The following is a 13,613-nucleotide window of genomic DNA, read 5'->3' as shown; positions in this document are numbered from 1 at the left end:
AGGGGCAGCTGTGCACCTCTGCACCGCGTAGGACTCGGGGAGTCTAGTGTCGGCACGCATCACGCCTCTACGGCTCGAAGCGTTCGAGCAGTTGCCCAAGCACGCCCGCCGCTGCGTGTATTGGGAGGTCGATCCCCAGACCCTCGGCCGGGACGCGACCGGCGCCGCGGTCCCCGGCGTCGACGATCACCTGTCTGATCCCGAATTCGAGAAGGAGGCATGGCTGTCGATGGTCATGCTCGAATGGGGATCGTGCGGTCAGGTCGCGGTGCAGTGCGCCGACGGCGAGACCGACGACGGCCCTGCTCCGCTACGCGGGGACGAGGCATGCCTGGGATACGCGTTCTACGCGCCGCCCGGTGCCGTCCCGCGCGCACACCGTTTCCCGACCGCCCCGGTCAGCGCCGACGCGGTACTGCTCACATCGCTGGGCATCGAATCCGGCGAGGACTCCGAGGGATTGTCGCGCGCGCTGATCGCGGCGGTGGTGGGGGACCTGGTTCGACGCGGGGCCCGTGCGCTCGAAGCGTTCGCGCACACCGCCGAAGTCAGCGAGCTTGCCGAACCGGGTGCGGTGACGCCGGCGCTACGCCCGGTCATCGAGGTCCTCGGCGACTGCTCGGTCGAACAGTGCGTGCTCGACGCCGACCTACTTCTGGATGCGGGCTTCGTCGTCGTCGCCCAGCACCGCTACTTCCCGCGGTTACGCCTCGAGTTGGAGCAGGGGCTGGGCTGGAAGGCCGACGTCGAGGCGGCGTTGGAGCGGCTGTTCGAGTTCGCGCAGATACGCCAGCCGGTCGGGGCGGGCGCCGGTTCGGTGGGCTTGACCGCGCGCGGGTCAAGAGGGGCTGACGCGCCCGGCCTGCTCGACCGAGAGCTCATGGGCGAGCAGTTCGGCGAACGTGAAAGTGCCTGTGGGACGGTCGTTCTTGCCGAGTAGGTAGAGCCGTTTCACGGCGGCGAGCATGCCCTCGGCGATCGCGTCGCGCGCCTGGGAGGACACCAGCATGGCCCGGTCTTGCGGATTGGTGATGTAGCCGACGTCGACCTGCACCGTCGGCATCCGGGTCAGACGCAACAGGTCCCACGTCCGCCCATGGGTGCGGCAGTCACGTAACCCGGTGCGGGCGACCACTTCTCGTTGAATGAAGTCGGCGAGGTTGCGTCCGATGGTGGACACCGAACCGTGTGAGTTTCCGAAGTGGAACGAGGCGACACCGTTGGCGGCGGGGCTGGGCTGGGTGGCGCAGCGCAGGCTGATCATCAGGTCGGCGCCGACGGCGTTGGCCGTCGCTGCGCGTTCGGCGTCCGAGGGTGCACGGTTGGCCGGCCGCGACAGGAACGTCTCCATACCGATCGCGGTCATCCGGCCCTCGAGCCGACTCGCCAAGTCCCACAGGATGTCTGACTCGCTGATCGGTCCGCCCGGTCCCTGCATGATCTGACCGTGATCGTCACCGCCGCGGCCCGGGTCGATGATGATGCGCTTACCCGAGAGCCGTGGACCGGAGCGGCGGACCAGCTCCTCCTCGCGGATCGCATGCGGAGAGCCGCCGGTGACGCGCGATCCCAGAAAGTACAAGGAGCGCAACGTCTCCGGGCCGCAGATCCCGTCGGGATACAGTCCGTATTCGCGCTGATATGACATCAACGCGTTGTGCGTACTCAGACCGAAGTGCCCGTCGACAAGACCGGTGTAGAAGCCGAGGTCCTGGAGTCGGGCCTGCAGTGTCGCGACGTCGTCGCCGAACATCGGGGCGCCGAACTGGTGGCTGAGCGTGCGGGCACCAAGACGGTACGAGGCCTCTTTGAGCGCACGGTAAGTCGCTTCGCCGACGATCCCGTCGACCAGCAGACCGCGATGCTGCTGGAAGGCGCGCACGGCGTGGTCGAGCTCGGCGTCGAACAGGTCCAGCGCGATGTGCCTGCCGGTGGTGATCTCCTCATCGGAGTTCTCGAGCATGCCCAGTGCCGTCAACGCAGCCCTGATCTCGGTGACCGCGGACCCGCGGTCACCGCGACGCAGACTGGACATATGCGGCCTTTCAGTCACGGTTGTCAGCTGCGCGAGGGCGCCGACCAAGTTGACGGGCTAGGCACGATTGTCGCAGACACTTCGCCGATTCAAGAAAACCCCAGGCCGGTGTCCGCGCCCCGGATTGCGGCGCTACACGGCCGTCAGAGCACGGTTAGACCACGTCGCTGAGCTCGCGCAGCAGCGCAGCCTTGCCTTTTGCACCGACGATCCGCTTCACCGGGGAGCCGTCTTTGAACACGATGAGCGTCGGGATCGACACCACCTGGAAATCGCGGGCCGTGACGGGGTTGGAATCCACGTCGAGCTTGGCGACCGTCAATGCGCCGGCCTTCTCGGCGGCGATCTCCTCGAGCACGGGGGCGATCATCTTGCATGGACCGCACCAGGTCGCCCAGAAGTCCACCAGCACCGGTGTGCTGCTGGACAACACATCGGCGGAGAACGAGTCGTCGGTCACCGCTACCGTGGATCCGGTGCTCTCGGTCATTGGGATGCTCCTATCAAACTGGTGTTTCGATGGTTTCATCGCTTGGGCCAGAACCGATTTCGGCGAGCCAGCGTTCGGCGTCGATGGACGCCGAGCAGCCGGTGCCCGCGGCGGTGATCGCCTGGCGGTAGGTGCGGTCGACGAGATCGCCTGCGGCAAAGACGCCTTCGATCGAAGTGCTCGTCGAACCCTGCTGCGTCAAGACGTAACCGTCCTCGTCGAGGTCGACCTGACCGCGAACCAGATCCGAACGCGGGTCGTGGCCGATCGCGACGAACACACCGGTGACGGCCAGCTTCGACTCCTCGCCGGTCACCTTGTTGCGCAAGCGGACTCCGCTGACCTTCGGGCTGCCCTCGACCTCGAGGACGTCGGTATTGGTCAGGAACGTGATCTTCTCGTTCGCGCGGGCCCGGTCCAGCATGATCCGCGAAGCGCGGAACTCGTCGCGACGGTGCACCAACGTGACGCTGCGGGCGAACTTGGTCAAGAAGATCGCCTCTTCCATCGCCGAGTCGCCACCGCCGACGACGATGATGTCCTCGTCGCGGAAGAAGAAGCCGTCACACGTCGCGCATGTGCTCACGCCCATGCCCATCAGGGCCTCCTCGCCCGGCACGCCCAGGTGCCGCGCCGCCGCGCCCATCGCGAGGATGACCGCGCGCGCCCGGTAGGTGTCGTCGCCGACGGTGACGCTCTTGATCGGGCCGTCCAGTGAGACGGCGTCGACGTCGTCCATGCGCAGGTCGGCGCCGAAGCGCAGCGCCTGTTCGCGCATCTCGTCCATCAGCTCCGGACCGGTGATGCCGTTGCGGAAGCCGGGATAGTTCTCCACCTCGGTGGTGGTCATCAGCGCACCGCCGAACTGGACGCCTTCGAACACCAGGGGCTTGAGCTGCGCACGCGCCGCGTAGATCGCTGCGGTGTAGCCGGCCGGGCCGGATCCGATGATGATCAGATCGTGAACCGTGGATGTGGTGGTCATGAGCGCCTTTCTGCCGCGTGTTCGCGACACCGGTATGAACATCAGCGTAGGCGCTGGTGTTCCCGGAGTTTCCGAACAACCTCGGGGGACAGACTACGGTCGTTTGACCACGGTCTCGGCGAGTAGCCCACCGTGAGCCGCAGGGCATGCGGCGTCGACGGCCACGGCGAGGACGTCGGTTGTCGCGCGTGTCGGCAGGAGCAGCACCACGGCCGGCCGGCCGGCCATCTCGACGGCCAACGCTCCCAGGATGGGCGTGGTCGCCGCGTGGCCCAACCCCTCGAGGCAGGCGGTGCGGCGGCGCGGATCGGACAGCGGCCCGTACTCGGGTGGCGCCGACAGCAGGGCGGTGAGCTGCGGACCGGTCAGCGGGAAGGCGGGCGGGCGCTGCGACACGGTGATGCGCTCGGCGGTCGGCCCGGGCTCGGAGAACCGCGGGGTGGGCTCGCGGCCCAGCATCGAGGTGCCGATGACCACCCCGGCGGTCACGGCGGCCAGGCCGGTGACGAGGCCGAGGACCTGCAGTCGGCGGAGCCGGGGCCGTTCGACCGTGTGACGAGGTTCACCGGCGGTCCGTAAGGCGGCACCGATGCGTGCGGTCACGGCCGCGGGCACCTCCGGCGCCGAGTCCTCGTCGTGCGCCAATTCGGCGAGCCCGCGGCGCACCCGCTCGACCGCCGGATCCGAATCGTCGTCCGTTCCGGTCTGCATCGCTAGCCAGTCTCCACCACGACATGTTCGACGCGACGGATATGCCCGCGGTTCCCCTCAGTCGGCGCGGGCGGCGGCTTCCGCGGCGAAGTACTCGAGCGCCTCGGCCAGTTTGGCCCTGGCGCGCGAGCACCGACTCTTGACGGTGCCTTCGGGCACACCCAGCATGCGCGCGGTCTCGGCCACCGAGTATCCCTGCATGTCGACGGCCACCACCGCGGCGCGCTGTTCGACGGGCAATCGCATCAACGCCCGCTCGACGACGATCGCGGTGTCCACGCGCGAGGCCGGGTCACCGATGTGGCCCTGGTCGTCGGACAACGTTTCGGCGGTACGGGTTTTGTTGCGCCGCAACCGATCCAGACAGGAGTTCACCACGATGCGGTACAGCCAGCTGCTCACGGCCGCGTCGTAGCGGAAGGCGGGCGCGCGTCGGTGCGCCTTGAGCATCGCGTCCTGCAGCGCGTCGGCGGCGTCGTCGGGGTTGCGGCTGGTGATGCGCGCGATCCGGTACAGCTGCCGGTGGTGGCGGTAGAACAGCTCCTCGAACGCATAGCGGTCACCGGCCACATGCGCGGCGAGCAACTCCGCGTCGCTGCGTTCCCGGGCCTGCCCCCCGAAGGTCCCCACAGCCGAACACTAAACGGCTACGCGGGTGCCTCCCGACACATCTTTGCCGGGCTGGGGATGAATCGGATCAGGACGCCGACCGGACCGTGACCTCGGCGATGTCGGACCGGCTCTGGCCGTTGACCTGGCCGAGGGTCGACACCCAGACCAGCAGATTGGAGGTCGGCGAGGCGTTCTCGACCTTGATGGTGTTGGAGCCCGGCTTGAGCTGGGTGGCCGGTGTCAGCACGGTGGTGTCGGCCAGCGAGGACGGCGTCGGTGTCTGCGCGGAGCGGATCTCGACGGCCGTACCGGTGCTGTTGAGGTCGATGTCGACCTCGCCGACCGTGGTGGACTGCGGCAGTTGCAGCATCAGCCCGACGCCGTTCTTGAAGTTCGGGAAGGGCACGGAGTCGGTGTAGGTGTCGATCGGCCACACCGTGGACTTGTCGCCGTCGATCGCCTTGGGCGCATCGGCCGGGGCATCGGCCTCGCCTTCGGGTGAAAAGACCGTCACCGCAGTCGGTTTGACGACGTTGCCGCTGTCGGCGCTGCCTTCGGCCGACTCGCTGGTGGTCGGGTCGTTGAGCCCGAGCCGGTCGCCGCCGAGACCGTCGCCGACGTCACCGAAGATCGAGCTCAGCACCGTCGCCAGCACCACGAGCGCGATCACGACGATGGCGCCGCCGACGCCGAGCCCGATCATGAGGGCTTTGCGGCGACGCGCCTCGGTCTCCGGGTCGGTACCGCCGGCGACTCCCGGAGTCGCGGGGCGGTCGGCTTCATCGACCGGAGAGATCAGCTCGGTGCGATCGGCGATGGCGGTGGCCTGTTGCAGCAGGTTCAGCAGGGTCGGTGCGCTGCGGATACCGCCGCCTTCCTGTACCGCGCGCGCCGCGGCGGCCGAGATCTGGAAGGGGATCTGGCGGTCGACGGCGCGGGGTTCGATCGGTTGTCCCGCGGAGTCCAGGTCGGCGGGGGCCAGGCCGCTGCGGACCCCGTGCTCGGGCAGTGGCCACCGGTTGATCAGCAGCGCGTACAGCGCCGCCCCGATTCCGCGGATGTCGTCCTCGGGGGTCGCGTCGGGCAGCGTCGCCGGGAAGGCCAGCGCGACGTCACCCTCGATGCTGACCCGGACGCGACCCGGATGGTCGAGCGAGAGGGCGACTCCGGCCCGGTGCGCGGCTTCGGCGGCCGCCGCCAGCGACTGCATCGCCCTGGCGCCGCCGATCGGGGACGGCGAGGTGTCGGCCACCTCGGTCAACGAGCCGCCCCGGATCCACTCCGAGACCACCAGCCCGCCCGATCCGGTGTTGACCACATCGAGCACCCTCGCGATACCGGGCATGTCGATGCTGCTCAGTTTGCGGGTGCGGGTGAGGATCTCGCGCAGCGTCTCATCGGACAGGGTGTTGTCCGGGTCGACGAAGGTGAGCGCCACCTGGCGATCCAGGGCCGTGTCGAGTGCCTGCCAGAACTGCAGCGTGGGCGGACCGCCGTGGAACACCAGCAGGCGATAGCGGCCGCCACCGACCATTGCGCCCGGGATGAGGTGGATGTCCTCGTCGGACGTCGCAGCCTCGATGGCCGGTTCGCGCGGAGGGTCGAACGCGAGGGGCTCACGGGTGGGGTCGCCACCGTAATCCGAGGGCGGCCGACCCGACGCGGGTAACCGGGTCGTGCCGTTCTCGGCGGCGAACTCGGTGGTCTGACCGGGGTCGGGCACGTCGGGCCGCAGGTCGTCGGCGACGACGTCGGACTGCCCGGTCGGGAGCTTCCTGGTCGCGGTTTCGGGTGTGGGCGCGGAGCCGCCTGCGGGTTCGTCGGTCACCGCTGGTCCTTTCCGCATCCAATCCCCGGCAACGGGGGCAGGTGGTCCGCGCCGGACGGCCGGCGGGCTGTGCCGACGCCCTGGTGCGGACGAATTCCTCTGTTCAGGGTACGGGAGAGGGGTGCGCGCCCGTGGCCGGTCGGCGGCCGCGACAGCTACCCCGTCGCGCCCGGTGCGAGCGCCGAGTCGGCGCCGGACGGCATCGAGGGCCGCCTGGGCGTCCGGGACGCGCGCGCCGAGGAGGACGCCGACGATGATCGGCACCATGACCACGCCGAGCACGACCAGACGCAGCAGGGAGCCGGCGCCGCCCCAGGTGCGGGTCAGCGACTCCAGGCTGAACAATTTGTCGGCGACCTGGCCCGCCATCGCGGCCAGCAGTGAGGCGGCGATCGTGACCAGCACCGTGCGCACGACTTGCAGGTTGATGAGCCGGCTGCCCGGCGGGTCGAGATTGGCCCGCAACAGGAAGTAGCCGACCACCGCACCCGCCACGAAGCCCAGGCCGTTGGCCGTCCCGAGGTAGCCGGCCACCAGGTCGGGGTCGTCGGTGAGGTGGGGCGCGATCAGCGACGCGATGATCTTGACCGTCGTGATCACGACGATCAGCAGGATCGGGGTCCACGGTTGTTGCCGCGCGTAGAACACCCGAAGTTGCAGCAGCACAAGCGCGTAGGGGATCAGCGTGAACGCCGACAGCGTGATCGCCATACCGAGGTAGTTGGCGTCGACCTCGCCGAAATTGCCGTAGGCGAACAGCGCGCTGCCGATGGCGGGTCCGCCGACCGTCATCAGCGCGACGATCGGGATGAGCGTCACCATCGTCAGCCGGGTGGCCAGCGAAAGGTCGGCGAGCACCGCGCGCTGGTCGTTGGAGGCGGCGTTGCGGCTCAACCGCGGCATCACGACGGTCAGCACCGTCACCCCGATCATGCCGAACGGCAACTGCAGCACCAGCCACGTGTAGTTGTAGATCGCGGGCCCGGAAGCCGCGGCGCCACTGGCGATTCGGTTGCCGACGATCAACCCGATCTGGCTGATCAGCACGTACAGCACCATCGCCGAGGCCATGGCGCCGAACTGCTTCATCCGTTCGTCGATGCCCCACAACGGGCGAAGGCTGATGCGTTCGCGGCGGATCGCCACCAGAAGCACCATGACCTGGGTGACGGTTCCGAGGGTCATGCCGATACCCAGCACGAGGAGTTTCGCGTTGCCCATCTTCACCGGGTCGACCGAGAGTTCGCCGGGGACAATGAGATACACGCCGAGCGTCGCTATGGCGACGATGTTGTTGCACACCGGCGCCCAGGCGGGCGGCCCGAATACGTTGCGGGTGTTCAGGATTGCCATGAACACCGACGACAACCCGTAGAACAGCACCTGCGGCAGCAACAGGTAGGCGAACGCGGTGGTCAGGTCGCGGTTGACTTCGGGATCGCTGCCGAGCATGAGGTCGACGAGCATCGGCGCCGACGCCACCGACAGCGCGGTGATGATTAGCAGCAGCGTCGTCGTCAGCGTGACGAGGCGGCGGATGAACGCGGTGCCGTTGTCGGGATCGTCGCGCTCGGCGCGCGCGAGCACCGGCACGAAGATCGCGGTGAACGTGGCTTCGAGGACGAGCGCCGCGATCAGGTTCGGCAGCTGGTAGGCCACCGAGAACGCACTGGTCAGCGCGGCGCCCAGGATGGTCGCGAGTAAGACGATGCGGGCGAACCCGGTGAGCCGGCTGACCAGCGTCGCGACCGCCATACCCCACGAACGCGAGACCACCGCCGCGTCGGACAGTTCTTCGCGGCCGGCGCGGCGGCGTGGGGCCGGGCCGCGGCTGAGCCGGGGCGGAGGTTCGCGCCGAGGAATGCTCGGCGGTGGGGGAGGGGCAGGCGTGTGGCCGGGCCAAGTTCGGGGCGGTGCCGGCGGATGGGGTCGGGGCGGCGGCCCGGGGGCGCTCACCCGGCACCGCCGCGGGTGCCCGAGCCCCGGCGCCCGGCTCGGCTCAGGGGTGCGTCGGTGTCGTCGTCGTAGTGCAACGCCACCTCGAGCGGGTCGGGGCGGTCGAGGTCGGCGGGATCGGGCTGGCCGCGGAACCGGTGCCAGAGCCGACGGCCGGCCAGCAGCACCAGGACGGCGCCCGCCGAGAGCGTGATGAAGAACAGCACCTTGCCGTAGGCGTTCGAGTGCACCGACAACCGCACCGGTTCCCCCAGCGGCAGGCCGTCGACGGTGCGCAGCGCGACGTCGACGGCGACCCGCTGGGTGAAGTGCACCTCGATGGGGACCCGCAGCGGAAGGTAGCCCGGCGGCAGCACGATCTCGCCCATGTCGGTGACCGTCATCCCTGGTGGCGCGTCGACGTCGAGGCGGACCCGGATCGGCACAGGCAGGTCGTTGCGCAACGCCAGCGGCAGCGGGCTGCGTTCGGTCGCCAGCGTGTAGGCCCCACCCGGGTTGACGATCGTGACCGCCCCGAAGATGTCGTCAACGGTGTGCCCGACCGTCGTGAGTCGTTGCTGCGCAAGGCCATTGCGGGTGTCGGGCGGCACCGACTGGCTCAGCGCGCGCAGCATGTCCTCGCGCAGCGGGGCGGTGTAGCCGTATCCGGTCAGCCCGGTGCGTTCGTCGGTGGTCAGCGCCGCGGTCAGCCCCCACAGCCGCCCGGTGACCGCCGCGATGCCCGACACGACGGCGTCGTCGAACCGGGCGTCGGGGTCACCCAGCTCGTTGCTGGGCAGCGGGGCCATGTCGTCGGGTGCGATGGCGCTGCCTTCACCGATCACCGCGGTCAGCGGTCGCGGCTCGGCGAGTCCGGCGTTGATCGCGGTGGTGACCGCCCGAAACAGTGCCCGGGCGTCGTCGGGTCCGAGGCTCCACGCCATCGGCGGCATCAGGATCTGGGTGCGCGGGCCGATGTCCGGATTCAGGGCGCGCCACAGCATGGCCCCGAGGGCGTCCTGGCGCCGCGCCACCGCCGAATCGTGTTGCAGCGGGATGTCGAGGGACGGGTCGAGGTATCCCGGGGCCACGGGATCGGTGCCCGCGCCGGCCAGCGCCGCCCCGACGGCCGGATCGAAGGGCGCCGCGACGACCTGCGGCGTGTAGCGCACCGGCGCGGTGTCGGCGACCCCGGAGTCCGCGACGTCGGTCCCGTCGTCCGACCCCGATTCGGCGGCCGCCACGGCCACCGTCTGGCCCCCCTGGTCCGACAGCAGCCGCACCGCGGGCCCGGTCAGCGGACCGTCGCCGACCAGGCTGGCCCCGCGCACCGAGGGCACGCCCAGAATCTGGTCCACGATGTCGCCCGCCGACGTGGTCGCTATCCGGCTGAGCCCGGGATCGCGGACACGACGCAGCGCGTCGAGGTCGGCCTGCGCGTAGACGGTGGAGGCGACGCACATGCCCTTGGCCAGGTTCTTGAGCCGGTTCAGCCAGGTCACCGCCGCGTCCTGCCCGGTGCCGGGGCGGGTGGGGGTGCCGGGTCCCGCGTCGGGTCCGTCGTTGACGACGTAGCCGCCCGTCATCGCGTTGACGGTGACGAGCAGATCCGGGTCGACCGCCAGACATGTCGCGGCACGCACCCGCCCGTCGGGATCGACCTGGGGACTGGTGGCGAACTCGGCGGCCGACAGCAGCGTGTCGAGGCGTCCGCCGGGCGCCAGGGAGGTCGCCAGGTCGTCGTCGACGAGCCGTACCGGGGTGGCGCCGCCCGGCGCGCCCGCGGCCAGCCGGGGCCGGTCGGCGATCGGCCACAGCAACGTCATCCGGACCGGCTTGGACGTGTCGGGGGTGGCGATCGCGGTGACCGGGTCACCCGATTCGGTGCCCGGGTCGGGGGGGACGCCGAGCACCGGCAGCAGGAAGCGGGCGTCGTCGAGGCGGGCGGGCGCGCCGTAGTCGGGCGTGCCGTTGACGTTGACCATCACCGGGTACACGCCCGGTTCGTCGATGCTGAGCGACGGCCGGTCGGCCGACCTCAGGGGGTACGACAGGGTGAACGGAACCTCTTGTCCCCGAGCAAGTTCCGGCGCGAGTGGGACGAAATCGCCGATCGGCTCGAACTGGTCGACGTCGCCGGTGAGGTTGGTGCGCAGGCCGGTCGACGTCCGCACCGCTGCGGCGTCCTCCAGCCGCACGACCACATCGCGCACCGGCCGGTCGCCGACGTTGAGGACGGCACCCGCAACGGTGACCACCGGTTCGCTGGTGGTGGTGACCACGTCGGGAGTGACGCGGTCGACGCGGACTCGAAGAAACGGCGTCGAATCGGGCTGGGCGGCGGCGGCCCGCGGTAGCACGAGCGGCAGGACGCTCAGCGCGAGCACGATCAGCGCGGCCAGCGCGCGGGGCAGCGCTGCGGCGGTCACGAGCCCTGTCCGCAGCCGTTCGTCCGGCGGCCGGGCTGCGTCTTCCCGGACTCGTCCCCCTGCCCTTCGGGCGGATGGTGCCCCCACCGCTCGCCCCCCGGGGACGCTTGGGCTCGTTCGTCGGGACGACGGTTGCGGGTGTGCGAGTGCGTCTGGGGGCGGCGCCGCGGCGACGAGTGGGGCAGCGGCGGTAGCGCGGACGGGCCGTGGGCATGCAGCTTGTCGATCAGCTCGCCGGCGACCTCGGCGAGCCGGCGTTCGTCGGCGTAGGCCAGCCGCTTGGGCAGTTCCTTGAGCGGCACCCACGCCACCTCGGTCACTTCGAGGTCCTCGTCGGAGAGTTCGCCGCCCAGGAAGCGCATCAAGTAGTGGTGCACGGTCTTGTGGACGCGGCGGCCCTCGGTGACGAACCAGTAGTCGATGCTGCCCAGCGCGGCGAGCACGCTGCCCTGGACACCGGTCTCCTCGGCGACCTCGCGGACCGCGGTCTGCTCGGCGGTCTCACCCATTTCGATGTGGCCCTTGGGCAGCGACCACAGCATGCGGCCCCGCCGGTCGATGCGTCCGATCAGTGCGGCGACCTGAGTTTCCTTGGGGCCGTCGATACCGTCGATGACCAGCCCGCCGGCCGAGGTTTCGTGGACAGTGCGCAGCCGGTCGGGTGGGCGCCTCGGGCGCGACTTCTTGGGCTGCCCGCCCTTGCCGTCCTTGTGTCCGTCGACGGTGGCGCCGTTCTTGGGCGCGGCGTTGGTGTGGCTCGGAGGGGGCTGCGGAACGGGGCGGCGGGGCTGCGCGGACGGGTCGGGTGCGGCCTCGGGCGGACCTGCCGCGCGTCGGCCGCGACGTCGCCCCCGGCGCCGTCGTGGTTTGGCCTGTTCGCCGTCCGACACCCAAGCGATAGTAGCTGCCACGCATATTGGCCCCCGCCGCACTCACCGGTCGTGATAGAGCCGTTGCACATTTGTGTGACTCCGCGGCGCGGGGGCCGCTTGATCGTCGCCTGACTGTGCCGAATCGTCAGGCTTCTCAACGCGGCCTGGGGGCCGCTTAATCGTCGCCTGACTAGGCTGTCCGAACGTGTCCGCCTCCTCCACCGACGCCGAACTCCTTGCCACCGCGCAAGTGGAGCTCAACCGCCACGGCGAGGTGCTGCGCGAACTCGGCCGGCTCTTCGCCGGCGCCGGACACGAGTTGTATCTCGTCGGCGGTAGCGTCCGTGACGCGCTGCTGGGTCGCCCGCTGACCGATCTCGACTTCACCACCGACGCCCGTCCCGAGCAGATGCAGAAGTTGCTGCGGCCGTGGGCCGACTCGCTGTGGGACACCGGCATCGAATTCGGCACCCTCGGCGTCGGGAAGGGCGACAAGCGTCTCGAGATCACCACGTATCGCGCCGACACCTACGACCAGGTGTCCCGCAATCCGGAGGTGCGGTTCGGTGACAACCTCGACGACGACCTCGTGCGACGCGACTTCACCGCCAACGCGATGGCCGTGCGCATCACCGCCGGCGGCCCCGCCGAATTCCACGACCCGCTCAACGGGCTGGCGGCGCTGCGCGGGAAGGTGCTCGACACCCCCGCCGCACCCGAGGTGTCGTTCGGCGACGACCCGCTGCGCATGCTGCGCGCCGCGCGCTTCGTCTCGCAGCTGGAGTTCACCGTCGCGCCGCGTGTGGTGTCGGCGTTGGTGGCCATGGCGCCGCAGCTGGGCCGGATCACCGCCGAGCGGGTGGCCGCCGAACTGGACAAGCTCCTGCTGGGCGCGGACCCGGTCGCCGGTGTGGATCTGATCGTGCAGACCGGGCTGGGCGATGTGGTGCTGCCCGAGGTGGGCGCGATGCGCATGGCGATCGACGAGCACCACCAGCACAAGGACGTCTACTGGCATTCGCTGACCGTGCTGCGGCAGGCGATCGCGCTCGAGGACTCCGGACCCGATCTGGTGTTGCGCTGGGCGGCGCTGCTGCACGACATCGGCAAGCCCGCGACCCGCAAGCATGAACCCGACGGCGGAGTCAGCTTTCACCACCACGAGGTGGTCGGCGCGAAAATGGCGCGCAAACGGCTGCGCGCGCTGAAGTACTCCAAGCAGATGGTCGACGACGTCTCGCAGCTGGTGTACCTGCATCTGCGGTTCCACGGCTACGGCGGCGGCAAGTGGACGGACTCGGCGGTGCGCCGGTACGTGACCGACGCCGGTCCACTGCTGTCGCGGCTGCACAAGTTGGTGCGCGCGGACTGCACGACCCGCAACAAGCGTCGCGCCGCGCGGCTGCAGGCCAACTACGACGACCTCGAACAGCGGATCGCCGAACTCGCCGAGAAGGAGGACCTCGCGCGGGTGCGCCCCGACCTCAACGGCAACGAGATCATGGACATCCTCGGCATCCCCGCCGGCCCCGAGGTCGGTCAGGCGTGGCAGTACCTCAAGGAGTTGCGCCTCGACCGCGGCCCGCTGTCGCGCGAGGAGGCCGTCGAGGAATTGCTGGCGTGGTGGAACGCCCGGGGCGGACAGTAACCCCGCCGAACCCCGCCCGCCCAACCCCGCCCACCCACCCCCGCGAGCGACCGCGTCTGCCCGCCGAC

At 70.1% G+C, this 13,613-nt stretch carries 10 protein-coding genes; 2 read left to right on the top strand and 8 right to left on the bottom strand.

Annotated elements, in window-relative coordinates; all coding sequences use genetic code 11:
- The first annotated feature begins 46 nt into the window (after window positions 1–46).
- Window positions 47–940, top strand: coding sequence for an acetyltransferase (locus tag RMCN_RS08430; protein ID WP_234787618.1), 894 nt, complete (start codon window positions 47–49; stop codon window positions 938–940).
- On the opposite strand, the gene RMCN_RS08425 is transcribed toward RMCN_RS08430, so the two are convergent.
- The 8 genes from RMCN_RS08425 to RMCN_RS08390 form a co-directional block, all read right to left on the bottom strand.
- Entirely contained in the window at window positions 839–2,035 is a 1,197-nt protein-coding gene (locus RMCN_RS08425) for an N-acetylmuramoyl-L-alanine amidase (protein WP_064346125.1), read from the bottom strand. The two genes, RMCN_RS08430 and RMCN_RS08425, sit on opposite strands and share 102 nt — an antisense overlap.
- Window positions 2,036–2,189: 154 nt before the next feature.
- A complete protein-coding gene (gene trxA / locus RMCN_RS08420) occupies window positions 2,190–2,525 on the bottom strand; it encodes a thioredoxin (RefSeq protein WP_067388369.1) in 336 nt (111 codons plus the stop codon).
- Between the two features lie 13 nt (window positions 2,526–2,538).
- Entirely contained in the window at window positions 2,539–3,510 is a 972-nt protein-coding gene (gene trxB / locus RMCN_RS08415; protein ID WP_067388762.1) for a thioredoxin-disulfide reductase, read from the bottom strand.
- A gap of 93 nt (window positions 3,511–3,603) precedes the next feature.
- On the bottom strand, window positions 3,604–4,221 hold the full coding sequence (locus RMCN_RS08410; RefSeq protein ID WP_067388367.1) for an RsmA family anti-sigma factor: 618 nt from the start codon (window positions 4,219–4,221) through the stop codon (window positions 3,604–3,606).
- A gap of 57 nt (window positions 4,222–4,278) precedes the next feature.
- Window positions 4,279–4,851: an RNA polymerase sigma factor SigM gene (gene sigM / locus RMCN_RS08405; RefSeq protein ID WP_067388365.1), complete on the bottom strand. Its 573-nt coding sequence runs from the start codon at window positions 4,849–4,851 to the stop codon at window positions 4,279–4,281.
- 67 nt (window positions 4,852–4,918) lie between these two features.
- Window positions 4,919–8,437, bottom strand: a complete 3,519-nt coding sequence (murJ, locus tag RMCN_RS08400) for a murein biosynthesis integral membrane protein MurJ (protein ID WP_409366045.1) — start codon at window positions 8,435–8,437, stop codon at window positions 4,919–4,921.
- A gap of 176 nt (window positions 8,438–8,613) precedes the next feature.
- Window positions 8,614–11,025: a hypothetical protein gene (locus RMCN_RS08395; RefSeq protein WP_201028808.1), complete on the bottom strand. Its 2,412-nt coding sequence runs from the start codon at window positions 11,023–11,025 to the stop codon at window positions 8,614–8,616.
- Window positions 11,022–11,915, bottom strand: a complete 894-nt coding sequence (locus RMCN_RS08390; protein ID WP_084377276.1) for an NUDIX hydrolase — start codon at window positions 11,913–11,915, stop codon at window positions 11,022–11,024. Before RMCN_RS08390 ends, RMCN_RS08395 begins: the two co-directional genes overlap by 4 nt.
- A gap of 187 nt (window positions 11,916–12,102) precedes the next feature.
- Between RMCN_RS08390 and RMCN_RS08385 the strand changes: the two genes are divergently transcribed.
- Window positions 12,103–13,545, top strand: a complete 1,443-nt coding sequence (locus tag RMCN_RS08385) for a CCA tRNA nucleotidyltransferase (protein WP_067388363.1) — start codon at window positions 12,103–12,105, stop codon at window positions 13,543–13,545.
- The last annotated feature ends 68 nt before the right edge of the window (window positions 13,546–13,613 follow it).

Origin of the sequence: Mycolicibacterium novocastrense, from assembly GCF_001570485.1 — a bacterium.
Taxonomy (GTDB): Bacteria; Actinomycetota; Actinomycetes; order Mycobacteriales; family Mycobacteriaceae; genus Mycobacterium; species Mycobacterium novocastrense.
Note: the sequence above shows the minus strand (reverse complement) of the source record. Positions and strands in the feature narration are given on the sequence as shown.

What these genes read in the sequence shown, in the direction of transcription:
- trxB (WP_067388762.1), bottom strand. Translation starts at nt 3,510, where the DNA reads ATGACCACCACATCCACGGTTCACGATCTGATCATCATCGGATCCGGC.
- RMCN_RS08425 (WP_064346125.1), bottom strand. Translation starts at nt 2,035, where the DNA reads ATGTCCAGTCTGCGTCGCGGTGACCGCGGGTCCGCGGTCACCGAGATC.
- trxA (WP_067388369.1), bottom strand. Translation starts at nt 2,525, where the DNA reads ATGACCGAGAGCACCGGATCCACGGTAGCGGTGACCGACGACTCGTTC.
- RMCN_RS08410 (WP_067388367.1), bottom strand. Translation starts at nt 4,221, where the DNA reads ATGCAGACCGGAACGGACGACGATTCGGATCCGGCGGTCGAGCGGGTG.